This is a genomic window from Sphingomonas sp. 179-A 2A2 NHS, assembly GCF_045371305.1.
Lineage (GTDB): Bacteria > Pseudomonadota > Alphaproteobacteria > Sphingomonadales > Sphingomonadaceae > Sphingomonas.
The window spans coordinates 258292-276194 of sequence record NZ_JBIQDE010000001.1 but is presented as its reverse complement, the minus strand read 5'-3'; the positions used below and the strand labels follow the sequence as shown (position 1 = coordinate 276194).

Annotated in this window: 16 protein-coding genes; 12 read left to right on the top strand and 4 right to left on the bottom strand. The window is 66.8% G+C overall.

Annotated features, from left to right (window positions below; all coding sequences use genetic code 11):
• Position 1: 1 nt before the first annotated feature.
• Complete coding sequence (gene purB, locus ACH0AE_RS01335; protein ID WP_294442206.1) at positions 2 to 1312, bottom strand: adenylosuccinate lyase; 1311 nt, start codon at positions 1310 to 1312, stop codon at positions 2 to 4.
• Positions 1313 to 1531: 219 nt separating this feature from the next.
• Here purB and ACH0AE_RS01330 point away from each other — a divergent pair, with 219 nt between their 5' ends.
• From ACH0AE_RS01330 to ACH0AE_RS01305, 6 genes are all read left to right on the top strand, one after another.
• Positions 1532 to 1987, top strand: a complete 456-nt coding sequence (locus ACH0AE_RS01330; RefSeq protein WP_294442270.1) for an EF-hand domain-containing protein — start codon at positions 1532 to 1534, stop codon at positions 1985 to 1987.
• A gap of 114 nt (positions 1988 to 2101) precedes the next feature.
• Positions 2102 to 3052, top strand: coding sequence for a polysaccharide deacetylase (locus ACH0AE_RS01325; protein WP_294442205.1), 951 nt, complete (start codon positions 2102 to 2104; stop codon positions 3050 to 3052).
• Positions 3049 to 3936, top strand: coding sequence for a GNAT family N-acetyltransferase (locus ACH0AE_RS01320; protein WP_294442204.1), 888 nt, complete (start codon positions 3049 to 3051; stop codon positions 3934 to 3936). Before ACH0AE_RS01325 ends, ACH0AE_RS01320 begins: the two co-directional genes overlap by 4 nt.
• Positions 3937 to 3984: 48 nt before the next feature.
• Complete coding sequence (recO, locus tag ACH0AE_RS01315; protein ID WP_294442203.1) at positions 3985 to 4716, top strand: DNA repair protein RecO; 732 nt, start codon at positions 3985 to 3987, stop codon at positions 4714 to 4716.
• Positions 4717 to 4762: 46 nt separating this feature from the next.
• Positions 4763 to 5806: a 3-isopropylmalate dehydrogenase gene (gene leuB, locus ACH0AE_RS01310; protein ID WP_294442202.1), complete on the top strand. Its 1044-nt coding sequence runs from the start codon at positions 4763 to 4765 to the stop codon at positions 5804 to 5806.
• Positions 5803 to 6903: a glycosyltransferase family 2 protein gene (locus tag ACH0AE_RS01305; RefSeq protein ID WP_294442201.1), complete on the top strand. Its 1101-nt coding sequence runs from the start codon at positions 5803 to 5805 to the stop codon at positions 6901 to 6903. Before leuB ends, ACH0AE_RS01305 begins: the two co-directional genes overlap by 4 nt.
• Here ACH0AE_RS01305 and ACH0AE_RS01300 read toward each other — a convergent pair whose 3' ends face one another.
• Positions 6904 to 8121, bottom strand: coding sequence for a phospholipid carrier-dependent glycosyltransferase (locus ACH0AE_RS01300; RefSeq protein WP_406875384.1), 1218 nt, complete (start codon positions 8119 to 8121; stop codon positions 6904 to 6906).
• Positions 8122 to 8301: 180 nt separating this feature from the next.
• Here ACH0AE_RS01300 and ACH0AE_RS01295 point away from each other — a divergent pair, with 180 nt between their 5' ends.
• From ACH0AE_RS01295 to ACH0AE_RS01275, 5 genes are read left to right on the top strand one after another with little or no spacing between them, the layout of a single operon-like run.
• Complete coding sequence (locus tag ACH0AE_RS01295; protein WP_294442199.1) at positions 8302 to 9510, top strand: PLP-dependent aspartate aminotransferase family protein; 1209 nt, start codon at positions 8302 to 8304, stop codon at positions 9508 to 9510.
• Entirely contained in the window at positions 9507 to 9905 is a 399-nt protein-coding gene (apaG, locus tag ACH0AE_RS01290; protein WP_294442198.1) for a Co2+/Mg2+ efflux protein ApaG, read from the top strand. Before ACH0AE_RS01295 ends, apaG begins: the two co-directional genes overlap by 4 nt.
• A gap of 7 nt (positions 9906 to 9912) precedes the next feature.
• Entirely contained in the window at positions 9913 to 10704 is a 792-nt protein-coding gene (locus ACH0AE_RS01285) for a LysR family transcriptional regulator (RefSeq protein ID WP_294442197.1), read from the top strand.
• A gap of 5 nt (positions 10705 to 10709) precedes the next feature.
• The gene (locus ACH0AE_RS01280) at positions 10710 to 11255 is read left to right on the top strand and encodes a GNAT family N-acetyltransferase (protein ID WP_406875383.1); all 546 of its coding nucleotides are present in this window, start codon (positions 10710 to 10712) and stop codon (positions 11253 to 11255) included.
• A gap of 33 nt (positions 11256 to 11288) precedes the next feature.
• The gene (locus ACH0AE_RS01275; RefSeq protein WP_294442195.1) at positions 11289 to 12608 is read left to right on the top strand and encodes a chloride channel protein; all 1320 of its coding nucleotides are present in this window, start codon (positions 11289 to 11291) and stop codon (positions 12606 to 12608) included.
• A 126-nt stretch (positions 12609 to 12734) separates the two neighbouring features.
• Here ACH0AE_RS01275 and ACH0AE_RS01270 read toward each other — a convergent pair whose 3' ends face one another.
• Complete coding sequence (locus ACH0AE_RS01270; protein ID WP_294442194.1) at positions 12735 to 13181, bottom strand: glycine zipper 2TM domain-containing protein; 447 nt, start codon at positions 13179 to 13181, stop codon at positions 12735 to 12737.
• 36 nt (positions 13182 to 13217) lie between these two features.
• Between ACH0AE_RS01270 and ACH0AE_RS01265 the strand changes: the two genes are divergently transcribed.
• Positions 13218 to 13559: a hypothetical protein gene (locus ACH0AE_RS01265; RefSeq protein WP_294442193.1), complete on the top strand. Its 342-nt coding sequence runs from the start codon at positions 13218 to 13220 to the stop codon at positions 13557 to 13559.
• A 9-nt stretch (positions 13560 to 13568) separates the two neighbouring features.
• Here ACH0AE_RS01265 and rpoC read toward each other — a convergent pair whose 3' ends face one another.
• Positions 13569 to 17849, bottom strand: coding sequence for a DNA-directed RNA polymerase subunit beta' (rpoC, locus tag ACH0AE_RS01260; protein WP_406875382.1), 4281 nt, complete (start codon positions 17847 to 17849; stop codon positions 13569 to 13571).
• Positions 17850 to 17903: the final 54 nt, after the last annotated feature.

Below are 17903 nucleotides of genomic sequence, written 5' to 3'. Positions count from 1 at the left end.
ATCAGCCGAAGACGCGATCGAAGATCGTGTCGACGTGCTTGTAGTGATAGCCGAGGTCGAATTCGGCATCGATCGCTTCGGGGCTGAGCGCCGCAGTGACTTCCGGATCGGCCTTGAGCAGCTCGTTCAGCGACAATGCGCCGTCCGACTCCCACACCTTCATCGCGTTGCGCTGGACGAGGCGATAGGCGTTCTCGCGGCTGACCCCGGCCTGGGTCAGCGCCAGAAGCACGCGCTGCGAATGGATCAGCCCGCCCATCCGGTCCATGTTCTTCTGCATCCGCGCCGGATAGACCAGCAGCTTGTCGATCACGCCAGTGAGCCGCGCGAGCGCGAAATCGAGCGTGATGGTCGCGTCGGGCGCAATGTACCGCTCGACCGATGAGTGGCTGATGTCCCGTTCATGCCACAGCGCGACATTCTCCAGCGCGGGCGTCACATAACCGCGCACCATGCGGGCGAGGCCGGTCAGGTTCTCGGTCAGCACGGGGTTGCGCTTGTGCGGCATCGCCGACGAACCCTTCTGCCCGGGTGAGAAATATTCCTCCGCTTCCAGCACTTCGGTGCGCTGCAGGTGGCGAACCTCGACCGCGAGGCGCTCGATCGAACTGGCGACGACACCGAGCGTGGCGAAGAACATGGCGTGGCGATCGCGTGGGATCACCTGGGTCGACACGGGCTCCACCGCGAGGCCGAGCTTCTCGGCGACATGCGCTTCAACCCGGGGATCGACATTGGCAAAGGTGCCGACCGCGCCGGAGATGGCGCAGGTCGCGATCTCTTCCCGCGCCGCGACGAGCCGCGCGCGGCAGCGATTGAACTCGGCATAGGCCTCGGCAAGCTTCAGCCCGAAGGTGACCGGCTCCGCATGAATGCCATGGCTGCGGCCGATCGTGGGGGTGAACTTATGCTCCTCGGCGCGGCGACGCAGCACCGCGAGTAGCGCGTCCATGTCCGCGATCAGGATGTCGGACGCGCGCGCCAGCTGTACCGCAAGGCATGTGTCGAGCACGTCGGAGCTGGTCATGCCCTGGTGCATAAAGCGCGCCTGGTCGCCGACCTGCTCCGCCACCCAGGTGAGGAACGCGATCACGTCATGCTTCGTCACCGCCTCGATCGCATCGATCGCGGCGACGTCGATCTCGGGGTTGGTGCGCCACCAGGCCCAGAGCGCGTCCGCCGCTTCCTTCGGGACGACACCCAACTCGGCCAAAGCTTCAGTCGCATGAGCCTCGATCTCGAACCAGATTCGGAACCGCGCCTCCGGCGTCCAGATCGCGGTCATTTCGGGCCGGGAATAGCGCGGAACCATTTGAATTTCCTCAAATCAACGGCGGCGCGGCAGCGCGGAGACTGCCGCGGGCCAGACAAATCGCGCGCTCGGTAGCAGGGTCCCGGGAAGTGTTCAAATCGCCAACAGGGAACCGAATAGAACAGATGAGGGTTGATTATTCGCCAGTTTCTTGGCGCCGCGCGCGTATTCCGGCGTCGTTCATCTGCAATTCATAAAAGCAAGCAACGGAGAGTGAAGATGTTGAAGTATGTTCTTCTGGGTACCGCCATGGCTGTTGCTACGCCTGTTATGGCGCAGGACGCCGGCATGACGGCGCAGACGCCGTCGACTGCTGCAACCCCCTCCGCCACTACTGGCACGACTGCTACTGACTCGACGACTACTGCCAGCCCGGCGACGACTGCGGCACCGACCACGGCTCAGCCGGCAGCGCAGGGCAACCAGGTGGCGGCGATCGTCGAGAGCGAGTTCGGCACCTACGACAAGGATTCGAACGGCACGCTCGACAAGACGGAGTTTGCTGCCTGGATGGACGCGCTGAAGGCAAAGGCGCCGAATGCCTCGGCTCAGCCGTCTGACCCGAAGTGGAATGACGCTGCTTTTGCCCAGGCTGACGCAGACAAGTCGTCGACCGTTACGAAGCAGGAACTTGCCGGCTTCCTGGGTGGCGCCGCTTCCAGCGGCACGATGTAAGCGCCAATTGCACCAGACTTCATGTTCACGGGCGGCCGCTGGAGCGATCCGGCGGCCGCTTTCATTTGTGATCGTTCGCCGAATCTTTACGCCGCCGCTATTATCCCGGCACCCATGCCGCGCGTCTTCCTCACCATCGATACCGAACTCGCCTGGCGGCACCATGCGGCGGGCCACGATGCGGCGACGGTGGAGGCGCGGTCGATCGAACCGGGTGGGGTGGGGCTTGCCTGGCAACTTGCGGCACTCACCCGGCATCAACTGAAGGCGACCTTCTTCGTCGATCCGATGCCGGCCCTCGTCTATGGCCTTGATCCCTTCCGGCGGATCGTCGCGGCCGTGCTGGAGGCAGGGCAGGAGGTGCAGCTTCATCTCCACGCCAATTGGCGGGGCGCGGCCATCGACGATCGGGGCGCGCATGGGGCGTTCGAGCTGATCGACCATTCGGCGGAGCAACAGCGTGACCTTCTGGCGCAGGCGCGCGATCTGCTGATGGGGGCTGACGCGCCTACGCCGGTGGCATTTCGTAGCGGAAGCTATTCCGCCAACGACGAGACACTGTCGGCGCTCGCCGGCCTGGGGATCCAGTACGATTCCAGTCACAATGGTGCGCATCATCCCTGGCCCAGTGCAATCGGCCTGCCACCGTCGTGCATCGCGCCGGTCGCGCGGCACGGCGTCGTCGAGGTGCCGGTGACGGTGATCGAGGACCGGCCGGGCCTGTGGCGCAACTTCCAGATTTGCGCGCTGTCCGCCGGAGAGATGCGCGCGGCGCTGGATCACGCGATCTCCGAGCAGCATGTGGCGACGACGATCGTCGGGCACAGTTTCGAACTGGCGAACCGTGCTGGAACGGCCGCCAACCGCGTGCATGTGAACCGGTTCGAACGGCTGTGCGCTTTGCTGGCCGAGCGTCGGGATACCGCGCCGACGACGCATTTCGCGGACAACCCTATACTCGCGCTTGATCGTGAGGATGCTCCTCTTCCGGCCAGTGCGTTGCGACGCGGCCGGCGGCAGGCGGAGCAATTGTGGTCGAACCTCGTCGCGGAGCGCGCGGCGTGAGCGCGACCGCCCTGCGATTGCAGATTGGTGCGCGCACGATCGCCTCGATCCCACGCCGGCTGCTGCGCGTCGGGCTGTCCCTCGACGACGCCCTTGCCGGAACGCTGCCCTCGCTCCCGCCACTTGGTGACCACCATGGGTATCTCGTCACGTCGCTTCCGGCCGCGACCGCGCCGAGCTGGGCAGGGCTGCAGTTCGAGCGTCAGCGTTACACGCGCTATTTCGTCGATCTGGCGGCGGGCGAGGCGGCGTGGCGCGCCGGCCTTTCTGGCCAGACGCGCTCGACGCTGAAGCGCAAGGCGAAGAAGGCGGCGGCGGCGAGCGGCGGTTCGGTTGATGTCCGCCGGTTCCGATCGCCGGAAGAGCTGGCCGTCTTCCATCCGGTTGCGCGGGCGTTGGCCGAGAAGACCTATCAGGAGCGGCTGATGGCGGCCGGCCTTCCCGGGGATGCTGCATTTTTCCACCGAATGCAGACGCTGGCGGCCGCAGACGCGGTGCGCGCCTGGCTGCTGTACATCGGTGAGGCGCCCGCGGCTTATCTGTGGTCCAGCGCAGACGGGGACACGTTGCGCTACGATTACGTCGGCCATGATCCCGCTTTCGCCGCGCTGTCGCCGGGAAGCGTGCTGATGGAGGCGGCGCTGGCCGATCTGTTCGCGGATCGCTTCCTCCGCTTTGACTTCACCGAAGGCGAAGGGCAGCACAAGCGAAGCATGGCGAGCGGCGGCGTCGCCTGCCGGGACCTGTTGCTGCTGCGGCCGACCATCGCCAATCGCGGGGCGCTGGCGCTGGTCGGCGGGTTCGACGGTGCGATGCGGCTCGCCAAGCGGGCTGCGGCCACGCCCGCGTTCCGCGATCTTGCCCGGCGCGTACGGCGGGCCTGACCGGACGCGCGCCCTTTCGCGGCGCGAGGGACGCGGTACAATCGGCACATGCATCTTGCCTCGCCCGCCATCGTCCTCGCGATCCGGCCGCACGGCGAGCATGGTGCAATCGTTCGCGCGCTGACGCCCTCTGACGGGGTCCAGGCGGGCTATGTGCGCGGTGGCCGATCGCGCGCGCTGCGCCCCATCCTTCAGCCCGCGAACACGATCCTGGGCGAATGGCGCGCCCGTACCGCAGATCAATTGCCCGCGTTGACGATCGAACTGGTGCACAGCCTGGCGGCGTTGCATGCCGAGCCGCTGCCGGCGGCGGTGCTGGAATGGGTGACCGCGCTCACCGCTGCGGCGCTTCCGGAGGCGCAGCCGTATCCGCGCCTCCACGCGGCGCTGAGCGGGCTGCTCGACGCGGTCGAGGCGGCACCGGCAGCGCGGGGATGGGCTGGCGCGCTTGCGCGTTATGAGTTGCTCGTGCTGGCCGAGCTTGGCTTCGGGCTGGACCTTGAACAATGCGTCGCCAGCGGCGCGACCGGCGAAATGGCATTCGTCAGCCCCAAGAGCGGCGGCGCCGTCAGCCGTGCGGCGGCGGCGGGTTATGAGGATCGGCTGCTGCGGCTGCCTCCTTTCCTGCTCGCGGGCGGGGAGCCCGACTGGCCCGATGTCTTCGATGCACTGGCGATCACCGGCCGCTTCCTCGCGCGCGACGTGCTGGTCGATCGGCGGGCGGAAGCGCTCGCCGCGCGCGACCGGCTGCTCGATCGGCTGAAGAGAGCGGTTGCGTGAGTGCATGCCGGGCGGCAAGGGACGCGCGCCTTTAGCGGAGTTGAACATGGCCCTGATCGCGATCCTGCCCGGCGACGGCATCGGCCCGGAAGTGACTGCCGAGGCGCGGCGCGTGCTCGAGGCGCTGGCGCTCGACCTGGCGTTCGAGGAAGCGCCCGTCGGCGGCGCGGCGTATCACGCGAGCGGGCATCCGCTGCCGCCGGAGACGCTGGACCTCGCGCGGCGAGCGGATGCGATCCTGTTCGGCGCGGTGGGCGATCCCAGCTGCGACTCGCTCGAGCGCCATTTGCGGCCGGAGCAGGCGATCCTTGGCCTGCGCAAGGAGCTGACGCTCTTCGCGAACCTGCGCCCGGCAAAGCTGTTCGCGGGGCTGGAGGAGGCCTCCGCGCTCCGCCCGGAGGTGGCGCGAGCGATCGACCTGCTGATCGTGCGCGAGCTTAACGGCGACGTTTATTTCGGCGAGAAAGGCATGCGCACCACCGCCGCTGGCCTTCGCGAAGGCTATGACGTCATGAGTTATGACGAGGGCGAGGTTCGCCGCATCGCGATTGCCGGCTTCGAGGCGGCGCAGCGTCGGCGCGGGATGCTCTGCTCGGTCGACAAGGCAAACGTCCTGGAGACATCGCAGATGTGGCGCGACGTCGTGATCGAGACCGCGAAGGACTATCCCGACGTGACGCTCAGCCACATGTATGTCGACAATGCCGCGATGCAGCTGGTGCGCGATCCGGGCCAGTTCGACGTGATCGTCACCGGCAACCTGTTTGGCGATATCCTGTCCGACCAGGCATCGATGTGCGTCGGCTCGATCGGGCTGCTGCCCTCCGCCTCGCTCGATGCGGCGGGCAAGGGCCTGTACGAGCCGATCCACGGATCCGCACCGGACATTGCCGGGCAGGGCAAGGCGAACCCGTGCGCGGCGATCCTGTCCGCGGCGATGATGCTGCGCCACTCGCTGGGTCACGCCGCCGCCGCCGATCGCGTCGAGGCGGCGGTCGCGAAGGCTTTGGCAGCGGGCAATCGCACCGCTGACCTTGGCGGTGATTGTTCGACCCGCGCGATGGGCGATGCGGTGCTTGCCCACCTGTGAGCGACGCGCTCGACCTCGCAATCGTCATCCCGACGTTCAACGAGCGCGGCAATGTGCCCGTGCTCGTCGCCAAGCTCGATCAGGCGCTGGCCGGGATCAACTGGGAAGCGATCTTCGTCGATGACGACAGTCCGGACGGCACGGCGGATGCCGCGCGGGAGATCGGCCGGTTCGATCGCCGGGTGCGGGTGATCCAGCGCATCGGGCGCCGCGGCCTCGCGACTGCGTGCATCGAGGGGATGTGCGCGACCGCCGCGCCTGCCGTCGCGGTGATCGACGGTGACCTGCAGCATGACGAGACGATCCTCCCTGCGATGCTCGCGGCCTTGAAGGGTGATCCCGTGCTGGACATCGTGGTCGGCTCGCGCTTCGTCGATGGTGGCGGGACGGGCGAGTGGGACCGGGACCGGGTGGCGAAGTCCGCCTTTGCCACCAAGCTGTCGCAGCGCGTGCTCGACGTCGGCCTGACCGATCCGATGAGCGGCTTCTTCATGATGCGCACCGAGCTGTTGCGCGCCATCGCGCCGCGGCTCGCCGGCATCGGCTTCAAGATCCTGCTCGACATCATGGCAGCCGGCGATCGCCCGCTGCGCTTCCTCGAGCTGCCCTATGTCTTCCGCACCCGCAGCGTTGGCGAGTCCAAGCTCGATCACGTGGTGGCGCTGGAATATCTGATCGCCTTGTACGATCGGAAGTTCGGCAATGTCGTGCCGGTGCGCTTCGCGATGTTCTCCGCCATCGGGGTGATCGGCGTCGGCATCCACATGGGCGTGCTGACCTTGTTGTACCTTGGCCTCGGCGTCAGCTTCCTGGCCGGCCAGATCGCCGCGACGATGGCGGCGATGACGTTCAACTTCTTCCTCAACAATGCGCTCACCTATCGTGATCGGCGGTTGAAGGGCTGGCGGCAACTGCTCGACGGGTGGGTTTCCTTCTGCCTGGTCTGTTCGGTCGGTGCGGTGGCGAACGTTGGTGTGGCGGCGTTCCTCTATGACTTCCGCTATGGTGCCTGGGCGGCATCGGCGATGGCCGGGGTGCTGATCGGCGCGGTGTGGAACTACGCCTTGTCGTCGCGCTTCACCTGGGGCCGCTACTGATCACACCCAGGTCGTAAACCACGTCCAGCGCCGGAAGGCGCCGGCGTCAGGCAGGGCCTGGGCGGAGAGGATGGGATAGAAGTAGATCGCCAGCGCAGCGGTGACGGCGATCAACGCCACGTCCCAGTTGCGCGTCCGCTCACGCCAGTGGTCGAGTGCGGCGACGATGGCGATGACGATGAAGACGCTGGCCGGATAGTAATAATAATAGAAGCCGAGCGACTTGGGGATCACTGCCCATAGGGCGAGGCTGCCCGTCCACAGCCAGGCCGCGGCAAACAGCCGCGTCGAACCGGAGCGCACCCACCCGATCCAGCACGCCGCGACCGCGACTAGGCCCGACCACATGATCGCCGGATTGCCGAGGAACAGAATGCCGCGCTGCGCGCCGTCGGCGGGCTCGTAGAGATACCAGATCGGTCGGATCAGCAGCGGCCACGTCCACCAGTTCGACTGGTAGAGATGGGGCGGCAGCACCTGGGTCTGCCGTTCGTACATGGTGAGCTGGAACGGAATGAGGCTGGCCAGCGTCAGCGGTTCGCTGGCGTAGAAGAAGGCAGGAGCGAAGGTGGCGAGATAGGTCGCGACCGACACGGCGCCGAGCAGCGCGATCGCCGGCAGCGGGCGGATGCCGGGGAAGCGGCGCGCGTCACCCCGCTTCAGGATGACCAGCGCGCCCGCGGCGAACGCGATATAGGGTGCGGCAAGCCATTTGCAGCCGACCGCGCAGCCGAGCAGCACCGCCACCAACGTCCAGCGCCACCAGCCGCCGCGCCGCATCGTCCAGGCCGCCATGGCGATCGCCGCCATCAGGAAGGCGAGCATGAACCCGTCCAGCATCGCGATCCGCGACTGGACGTAGACGGTGAAGCCAAGCAGCGTCAGCGCCACCGCGACAAGGGCAGGGCGGAGGCGCCCGGTCATCAGCCAGACGGTGGCGAACAGCGATACCACGGTGACACTGCCGGCCACGGTTGACGGAAAGCGCCAGCCGAACGGCGTGTCGCCGAACAGCCGGATGCCGAGCGAGATCAGCCATTTGCCCAGCAGCGGATGTTCGATGTTCATCGGCCCGGCGAGCGTGATCAGCGCGCGGGCTGCGGGCACGTAGTGCACCTCGTCGAACACGAACTGGTGCGGCACCGATAGGCGGATCATGAACAACGCCTGCGCAAGCGCGAAGATCAGGATCGCGAGCGGCAGCGGGCGGCGAAGCATCACGTCCTGCTTAGCCGAGGATAAGGCGGTGCGGAACTTCATGAAGTTGACGCATGTGGAAAGGGAATTTTGCGCCTCCCGCGCCTGGACGTGGATGGCGCCACCTTCGCACGGTTACGGCCTTGTAGGACAGGGGCCGCCGCCCTTGAAAGCCCGTGCCGAATGGCCGAAAGCGGCGGCATGAAACGCCATACCGGACAAGACCGCTCGATCACCGACACCTGGCGCCCCGCCACGCGGGCGATCCGCGGCGGCACGGTGCGTTCCGAATTCGGCGAGACGTCCGAGGCGATCTTCCTCACCTCCGGCTATGCCTATGACTGCGCCGGCGATGCCGCCGCGCGCTTTGCCGGCGAGCAGCAGGGGATGACTTACTCCCGGCTGCAGAACCCGACCGTCGAGATGCTGGAGCATCGCATCGCCCTGCTGGAAGGCGCCGAGGCGTGCCGCACCATGGCGAGCGGCATGGCGGCGATGACGGCGGTGCTGCTGAGCCAGCTGCAGACAGGCGACCATGTCGTCGCCGGCCGCGCCGCGTTTGGATCGTGCCGCTGGCTGGTCGATACGTTGCTGCCCAAGTTCGGCATCGCCACCACCGTGGTCGATGCGCGTGACCCGCAGCAGTTCATCGATGCGGTGCGCCCTGAAACCAAGGTGTTCTTCTTCGAAACGCCGGCCAATCCGACGATGGACGTCGTGGACCTGCGCGCGGTGTGCGCCATCGCCCGCGAGCGCGGCATCACCAGCGTGGTCGACAATGCCTTTGCCACCCCGGCGCTGCAGCGGCCGATGGAGTTCGGCGCGGACGTGACGGCCTATTCCGCGACCAAGATGATGGACGGGCAGGGGCGCGTGCTGGCCGGTGCCGTTTGCGGTACCAAGGATTTCATCGACAACACGCTGCTGCCCTTCACCCGTAACACCGGGCCGACGCTGTCCGCGTTCAACGCCTGGGTGGTGCTGAAGGGGCTGGAGACGCTGGACCTGCGCATCCGCCGTCAGTCCGAGAACGCGATGAAGGTGGCAAGCTTCCTCGAAGGCCGCGTGCCGACGGTGCTGTACCCCGGCCTGCCGAGCCACCCGCAGCACGAACTGGCGATGAGCCAGATGGAAGCGGCGGGGCCGATCTTCGCCATTCTGCTGGATGGCGGGCGCACCCAGGCGCACGGGCTGCTCGATGCGCTGGAGCTGATCGACATTTCCAACAACATCGGCGATTCGCGGTCGCTGATGACGCACCCCGCCTCCACCACGCACAATTCCGTGGCGCCCGAGAAGCGCGAGGAGATGGGCGTGACGGAGGGGATGCTTCGCCTTAACGTGGGCCTTGAAGACCCGGCGGACCTGATCGAGGATCTCGACCGTGCCTTGCGCAAGGTGGGCCTGTGAAGGCGCTGTTCCCCGCCGCGGAGACGACGCGCGGGGTGACGGTGCGTGTTTCCGTCAGTTACCTGCCCGAGCAATCGGAGCCGGCGCGCGGGCGATGGTTCTGGGCTTATCACATCCGCATCGAGAACGATTCGCCGCAGACGGTGCAATTGCTGACGCGCCACTGGATCATCACCGATGGGCGGGGTGCGCGCCATTCGGTGGAAGGGGAGGGCGTGGTCGGCGAGCAGCCGGTGATCGCGCCGGGCGCCAGCTACGATTACGTATCCGGTTGCCCGCTCGCGACGCCGAGCGGATCGATGCAGGGCAGCTATCGCATGATCGGCGAGGATGGCGCGCTGTTCGACGTGGCGATCCCGAAGTTCGCGCTGACGGCGCCTGCGGTGGCGGGGTGAGCCGGGCATGAAGCGTACCCATCTTCCGCTGAACGGCCTGCGCGTGCTCGACGCCGCGGCGCGCCACCTGTCGTTCACCCGCGCGGCGGACGAGCTGGCGGTGACGCCCGCCGCCGTCGGCCAGCAGATCCGGGCGCTCGAGGACACGCTGGGCGTCGTGCTGTTCCGCCGTACCACCAAGGGGCTGGAGCTGACCCCGGAAGGAGAGGCGGGGCTCGGGCCGCTGCGGCATGGCTTCCTGCAGTTCGAGGAAGCGGTGCGCGCGATGCAGGCCGGGCAATCGTCCAAATCGTTGACGATCGCCGCGCCGCGCGACCTGACCGAGAAGTGGTTGCTGCCGCGGCTGGCGGAGATCGCGCGCAATGACGGCGACCTCCGCTTCGTGCTGGTCGCCGCCGATACGCCGCCCGACTTCACGGAGGCGAACCTCGACCTCGCAATCACCTGGGGTGACGGCCCCGGCGCGCACGAAGGCGAGGCGATCGAGAGTGAGGGCATGGTGACGATCGAGCGCGCCGGCGGCGGCGCTGACGCGGTGATCGCCTGGCCGGGCTGCGGCAGCGAGGATGGCAGCCCGCTGATCCAGGTGGGCGACGCAGGCCTGGCGCTTGATGCTGCCGCGCAGGGGCTGGGGAAGGCGACTGTGCCGGAGCTCCTTGCCGCGCGAGATCTTGCTGCAGGGCGGATCGCGGCGATCGGCGAGCCGCGGCCCTCCCGGCTCGGCTATTGGCTGGTCGCGCCGCTGCCGCAGTGGCGCCAGCAGAAAGTGCAGGCGCTGGTCGAGGCACTGGCGGGTTGATCGGCATGCGGGCCGAGCCTTTTGAGAGCGAACGGCTGATCATGCGGGCGCCGACGGCGGACGATGCCCCGGCGTTGCACGAGGCGTATCGTGACCCGCGGGTGATGCGCTTCTGGTCCAGCCCGCCGCATGCCTCGCTGGAGGAGACGATCGCTTATGTGACGCCCCACGCCGGCGATCAGTGGCGGCAATGGGTGATCGTGGAAAAGGCCAGCGGCCGTGCAATCGGCACGCTGGCCGCCGGCGAACGGCGCCGCGCGGTGATGGAGATCGGCTACCTCCTTTCCGCCGCCGCCTCCGGCCAGGGCTATGCCCGTGAAGCGGTGAGCGCGCTGATCGACCTGCTGTTCGCGCAAGGCGCGCGGCGGGTGTTCGCCGATACCGATCCCGACAACGTCCGCTCGATCGCGCTGCTGACGACGCTCGGCTTCCGACGCGAGGGCCTGCTGCGCGCCGAGTGGGAAACGCATATCGGCGTGCGCGACAGCATCATCTGGGGCCTGCTGCACGACGAATGGCGCCCGAAGCAGTCGCGTGCGGCGCAGGAGTGATCCGCGCGCGCTGATCCGCATAGAGGAACAGGCGTGACTGACGAGCCGACGATCGCCCGGGCGCGCCGACGCTGGACCCCGCGCCGGGCGCGCGCGCTGCTCCGTTCCCGCGGCCCCACCTCGATCCTGTTCCGCCGCCGGATCGCAGTGATCACCGGCGCGGTGATCATCGGCGTGGTGGCGGTGCTCTTCGCCAAGGCCTCGGACGAAATGGGGCTGATCTTCGAGCACTACGCCCGGCGCTGGCCCTACGCGCCGCTGGTGACGACGCCGTTCGGCTTCATGGCGCTGGTGTGGATCACGCGGCGCTGGGTGCCGCTAGCGCGTGGATCGGGCATCCCGCAGGTGATGGCGGCGCGGGATGATCCGCCAGCCGCGATGCGCGGGCTGATCGCGGTCAGGACCGTCGCGGGCAAGGCGTTGCTGACCATGGCGGCGATCCTGTGCGGGGCCAGCGTTGGGCGCGAGGGCCCCACCGTGCAGCTGGCGGCGGCGGTAATGAACGTCAGCCACCGGGTGATGCACGTCGCGCTGCGCAGCACCGTCGTTATCGCCGGCGGTGCGGCGGGCGTGGCGGCGGCCTTCAACACGCCGCTGGCGGGCGTGCTGTTCGCGATCGAGGAGCTGGCCGCGGCCTATGAGCAGCGCATGACGCTGATGGTTCTGTCATCGATCGTCATTGCCGGCATGGTCGCGCAGAGCCTGGCGGGCGATTACGTCTATTTCGGTGCGATCGGAGCGCACATGCCGATCGCCGGTGCGCTAATCGTAGCGCCGATCGCGGGCATCGGCGGCGGCCTTGCCGGCGGACTGTTCTCGCGGGTGGTGCTGGCGCTGGCGAGCGGCAGCCACCGGGTGACACGGTGGAGTAAGGCGCGGCCGGTGCTGTTCGCCGGGCTGTGCGGCGCGGTCGTCGCGGTGCTGGGCGTGGCGACGGGGCTGACATGGGGCACCGGCTATGGCGCGGCGCGCGCCGTGATCACCGGGGCGGATGCGCCCTTGTGGTTCGGGCCGGCGAAGTTCGTCTCGACGCTCGCCACTGCGGTGGCCGGGCTGCCAGGCGGCATCTTTGCGCCGAGCCTGGCGGTCGGGGCAGGGGTGGGGAACCTGCTGCGCGAGCTGTTCCCCGGGGAGCCCGCCGAAGCAGTCGTAATCCTCGGCATGGTGGCCTATTTCACCGGCGTGGTGCGCGCGCCGCTGACCGCCGTGATCATCCTGTCCGAGACGACGGCGAGCCGCGGTTTGATGCTGCCGATGTTCGCCGCCGCCTTCCTGGCGGACGGGGCAAGCCGGGCGGTGTGCCGGGAGAAGCTCTACCACGGCCTGTCGCGGACGTTCGCCGGCCAGCCCTAGGCGCACCTCACCTGGATTGGCGGCGGCCTGTGAAGCGTCGCGCGATTCCGGCGGCGTCCTGGGAGCCCGCAATCTCGGAGCGGCACGCGGGCGCGCATCCGAGATCGCGTCACCCTCAGCGCACTCTCAGCGGCACTTGATCTGCCCGCGATCGACCGAACGGCCGAGCAACGCCCCGCCACCGGCGCCCGCCAGCGTGCCTAGCGTGCCGCCACCGATCAGGTTGGCCAGCAAGCCACCCCCGACCGCGCCGATCACCAGGCCCGTCGTGCCGTCGTTGCGCTTGCAATAGGCGCGGCCGTCCTGGCCGCGGTAGATCCGGTCGTTGCGGCTGAGGCGACGCTCCCGATAATTGCCGCTCCGATAGCTGGAGGCCGGATCCCAGTTGCGGTCGTTCCGGTCGCCTTGCCAGCGATAGTCTCCGCGGTTGTTGCGGTTCCCGCGGTGATCGCGATCGTTGCGGTCGTACCGATCATGGCGATCGTCGCGGCGCTGCGCGGCGGCGTCCGTCGGCATCATTGCGGGCGATGCGACCGCCACCGACAGAAGCGCGGCTAATAGATGGGTTTTCAAACTAAGCTCCTGATCTGAACGTCAGGTCAACCATCGATGGGCGAGAAGGTTCAGAAAGTAGCATGGCTGTGCGACGACGATCTTCTGGGCAACTGGCGTGTGTTCCCGCAAAAAAAAGGTGGATCGCCCTATGCATTGGTGACGGCGAATACCGTCGATGATGCTCATAGATGTTACCTGGTCCACCGTGTCGCCACGTTGATTGCAGAGGGTGACTGCATCTTTGCTGAAGGCGTTTCGGCGTCAGCTATGCGCGGTTGGCAGTCGCGACGTGACATCTTGGCGTGGTGGAAATGCGGGGTCGCCGGCGCCGTCGTTTTCGCAACCAACAAAAAGCCCCGCCGGATCGCTCCGGCGGGGCTGATTGCATCAGGCTGAGCCGAACGATCAGTCGTTCAGATACTCACCGGCCGCCTCATCGCTGCCGTCGCCCGAGGGGACGACGGTGGCGAGCGGATCGTCACCGGTGCCGACGTCTTCACGCGGGCTGCGGGCGTTCTCTGCCGCACGCAGCTCGTCCGCGCTGGTCGGGGCCACGATCATCGCTTCGGCCAGCTTCTTCTGCTGGGCACGAAGCGCGGCGTCGCGCGAGGAAGCCGCCACGCGCAGGCGGTTCATGCCGGCGCCGGTGCCTGCCGGGATGAGCCGGCCGACGATGACGTTTTCCTTCAGGCCCATCAGCGTGTCCTGCTTGCCCTGGACCGCCGCCTCGGTGAGGACGCGGGTGGTCTCCTGGAACGACGCGGCCGAGATGAACGACCGGGTCTGCAGCGACGCCTTGGTGATGCCGAGCAGGATCGGTTTGCCCTGGGCGGGCGCCTCGTTCTTGCCGAGCTTCGCGTTGACCTCGTCCATCTCCGCACGGTCCACCTGCTCGCCAGGGAGCAGGGTGGTGTCGCCGGCCTCGGTGATCTCGACCTTCTGCAGCATCTGACGAACGATCGTCTCGATGTGCTTGTCGTTGATCTTCACGCCCTGCAGTCGATAGACTTCCTGGATTTCCGACACGAGATATTCCGCGAGCGGCTCGATGCCGAGCACCTCGAGAATGTCGTGCGGATCCGGGCTGCCGCCGATCAGGTTGTCGCCACGCTTGACGTAGTCGCCTTCCTGGACGTCGATCACCTTCGACTTCGGGATGAGGTATTCCACCACCTCGCCGCCGTCCTCGGGCTGGATGCCGATCTTGCGCTTCGCCTTATAGTCCTTGCCGAACACCACGCGGCCCGAGACCTTCGCGATGATCGCATTTTCCTTCGGCTTGCGCGCTTCGAACAGCTCGGCAACGCGCGGCAGACCGCCGGTGATGTCGCGGGTCTTGGCGGACTCGCGGGCAACACGGGCAACCACGTCGCCGGCGTAGACGACCGAGTTGTCGTCCACCGACAGTACCGCACCCGGCGCCAGCATGTAGCGGGCGGTTTCACCCGAACCCTCGTCGAGCAGGGTGATGCGCGGACGCAGATCCTCCTTCGAACGGCCAGCTGCACGATATTCGATCACGACGCGCTGGGCGATGCCCGTTGCCTCGTCGACCTGCTCGGTCAGCGTCTTGCCCTCGATGAGGTCCTGATACTTCACCGTGCCGCCGGTTTCCGTGATCACCGGCATGGTGAACGGATCCCATTCGGCGATGCGATCGCCAGCGCTGATGATGTGCCCATCGTCGCACAGCACGTTCGCGCCATACGGGATCTTGTGCACCGCCAGCTCGCGGCCATCCATGTCGACGATCGCGACTTCGCCCGAGCGGCTGAGCACCACGCGGCGACCACGCTGGTCGACGATGATGCGCAGGTCACGATATTCGATCGTGCCGTCGGTCGGTGCCTCGAGGTTTGACTGCTCATTGAGCTGCGCCGCACCGCCGATGTGGAAGGTACGCATCGTCAGCTGCGTGCCCGGCTCACCGATCGACTGCGCCGCGATGACGCCGACGGCCTCGCCGATGTTCACCGGCGTACCGCGGGCAAGGTCACGCCCGTAGCACTTGCCGCAGACGCCGATCTTGCTTTCGCAGACCAGCGGCGAGCGGATCTTGACGGCCTGGATGCCAGTCGCCTCGATCTTCGCCACCATCGGCTCGTCGAGCAGGGTGCCGATCGGGATCACGATCTCGCCGGTCTTCGCCTCGACGATGTCCTCCGCCGTCGTACGGCCAAGGATACGCTCGCCGAGCGACGCGATGACCGAGCCGCCCTGAACGATCGCCTTCATCTCCAGCGCGCGCTCGGTGCCGCAATCGTCCTCGACGATGACGCAATCCTGCGACACGTCGACGAGACGGCGGGTGAGATACCCCGAGTTCGCCGTCTTCAACGCCGTATCCGCGAGGCCCTTACGAGCGCCGTGGGTGGAGTTGAAGTATTCAAGGACGGTCAGGCCTTCCTTGAAGTTCGAGATGATCGGCGTTTCGATGATCTCGCCTGACGGCTTGGCCATCAGGCCGCGCATGCCGGCAAGCTGCTTGATCTGCGCCTGCGAACCACGCGCACCGGAGTGCGCCATCATGTAGATCGAGTTGATCGGCTTCTCACGGCCGGTCTCCTCGTCGATGCGAACGGCCTTGATCTCGTTCATCATCGAGTTCGCCACCTGGTCACCGCAACGGCTCCAGGCGTCGATCACCTTGTTGTACTTCTCTTGCTGCGTGATCAGGCCGTCCTGATACTGCTGCTCGAAGTCCTTCACCTGCTCACGCGTCTCGTCGACCAGCTTGGTCTTGTCCGGCGCGATGATCATGTCGTCCTTGCCGAACGAGATGCCGGCGCGGAACGCGTGACGGAAGCCCAGCGCCATGATCGCGTCGGCGAACAGCACCGTCTCCTTCTGGCCGGTGTGACGATACACCTCGTCGATGACGTCGGTGACGTCCTTCTTGGTCAGCAGGCGGTTGACGGTCTCGAAGGGTACCTTGTGGCTCTTCGGCAGGCACTCGCCGAGCAGCATGCGGCCCGGCGTGGTCTCGTAGCGCTTGAGGTACTGGTTGCCGTTCTCGTCGGTCTGCGGGACGCGGCTGATGATCTTGGTGTGCAGCGTCACCGCGCCGTTGAACAGCGCCTGGTGCACTTCCTCCATGTCCGCCAGCAGCATGCCTTCGCCCGGCTCGTTCTGCTTCTCCATCGAGAGGTAGTAGAGACCGAGCACCATGTCCTGCGACGGCACGATGATCGGCTTGCCGTTCGCCGGCGACAGGATGTTGTTGGTCGACATCATCAGGACGCGCGCTTCCAGCTGCGCTTCAAGCGACAGCGGAACGTGCACGGCCATCTGGTCACCGTCGAAGTCGGCGTTGAAGGCCGAGCAGACCAGCGGGTGAAGCTGGATCGCCTTGCCCTCGATCAGCACCGGCTCGAACGCCTGGATGCCAAGACGGTGAAGCGTCGGCGCGCGGTTCAGCAGAACCGGGTGCTCGCGGATCACCTCGTCCAGGATGTCCCAGACTTCCTTGCGCTCCTTCTCGACCCACTTCTTCGCCTGCTTCAGGGTCATGGACAGACCCTTGGCGTCGAGCCGGGCGTAGATGAACGGCTTGAACAGCTCGAGCGCCATCTTCTTGGGCAGGCCGCACTGGTGCAGCTTGAGCTCCGGACCGGTCACGATGACCGAACGGCCCGAATAGTCGACGCGCTTGCCGAGCAGGTTCTGACGGAAGCGGCCCTGCTTGCCCTTGAGCATGTCGGACAGCGACTTCAGCGGACGCTTGTTGGCGCCCGTGATCGTGCGACCGCGGCGGCCGTTGTCGAACAGGGCGTCGACGGCTTCCTGCAGCATGCGCTTTTCGTTGCGGACGATGATGTCCGGCGCACGCAGCTCCATCAGGCGCTTCAGGCGGTTGTTACGGTTGATCACGCGGCGGTACAGATCGTTCAGATCCGACGTCGCGAAACGACCGCCGTCGAGCGGCACCAGCGGGCGAAGCTCGGGCGGGATCACCGGCACGACCTCGAGGATCATCCACTCCGGACGATTGCCGGATTCGAGGAAGCTCTCGACGACCTTCAGCCGCTTGATGATCTTCTTGGGCTTCAGCTCGGACTTGGTGACGGCGAGCTCTTCGAGCAGCGCGGTCTTCTCGCCTTCGAGATCCAGGCTCTCGAGCATGATGCGCACGGCCTCGGCGCCGATGCCGGCGGAGAAGGCGTCCTCGCCATATTCGTCCTGCGCCTCGAGCAGCTCATCCTCGGTGAGGAGCTGATACTTCTCCAGCGGGGTGAGGCCCGGCTCGATGACGATATAGGCTTCGAAGTACAGCACGCGCTCGAGCTGCTTGAGCTGCATGTCGAGCAGCAGGCCGATGCGCGACGGCAGCGACTTCAGGAACCAGATGTGCGCGACCGGGGCGGCGAGCTCGATATGGCCCATCCGCTCGCGGCGGACCTTCGAGACGGTGACCTCGACGCCGCACTTCTCGCAGACGATGCCCTTGTACTTCATGCGCTTGTACTTGCCGCACAGGCACTCGTAGTCCTTGATCGGACCGAAGATGCGCGCGCAGAACAGGCCGTCACGCTCGGGCTTGAACGTGCGATAGTTGATCGTCTCGGGCTTCTTGATCTCGCCGAACGACCAGGAGCGGATGCGGTCCGGAGACGCGATGCCGATCTGGATCTGGTCGAAGGTCTCCGGCTTGGCGACCGGGTTCGCGAAATTGGTAAGTTCGTTCATTTTTCTACCTCTTCCCCCTCCCGCGCGGGCGGGAGGGGCTAGGGGAGGGATGGT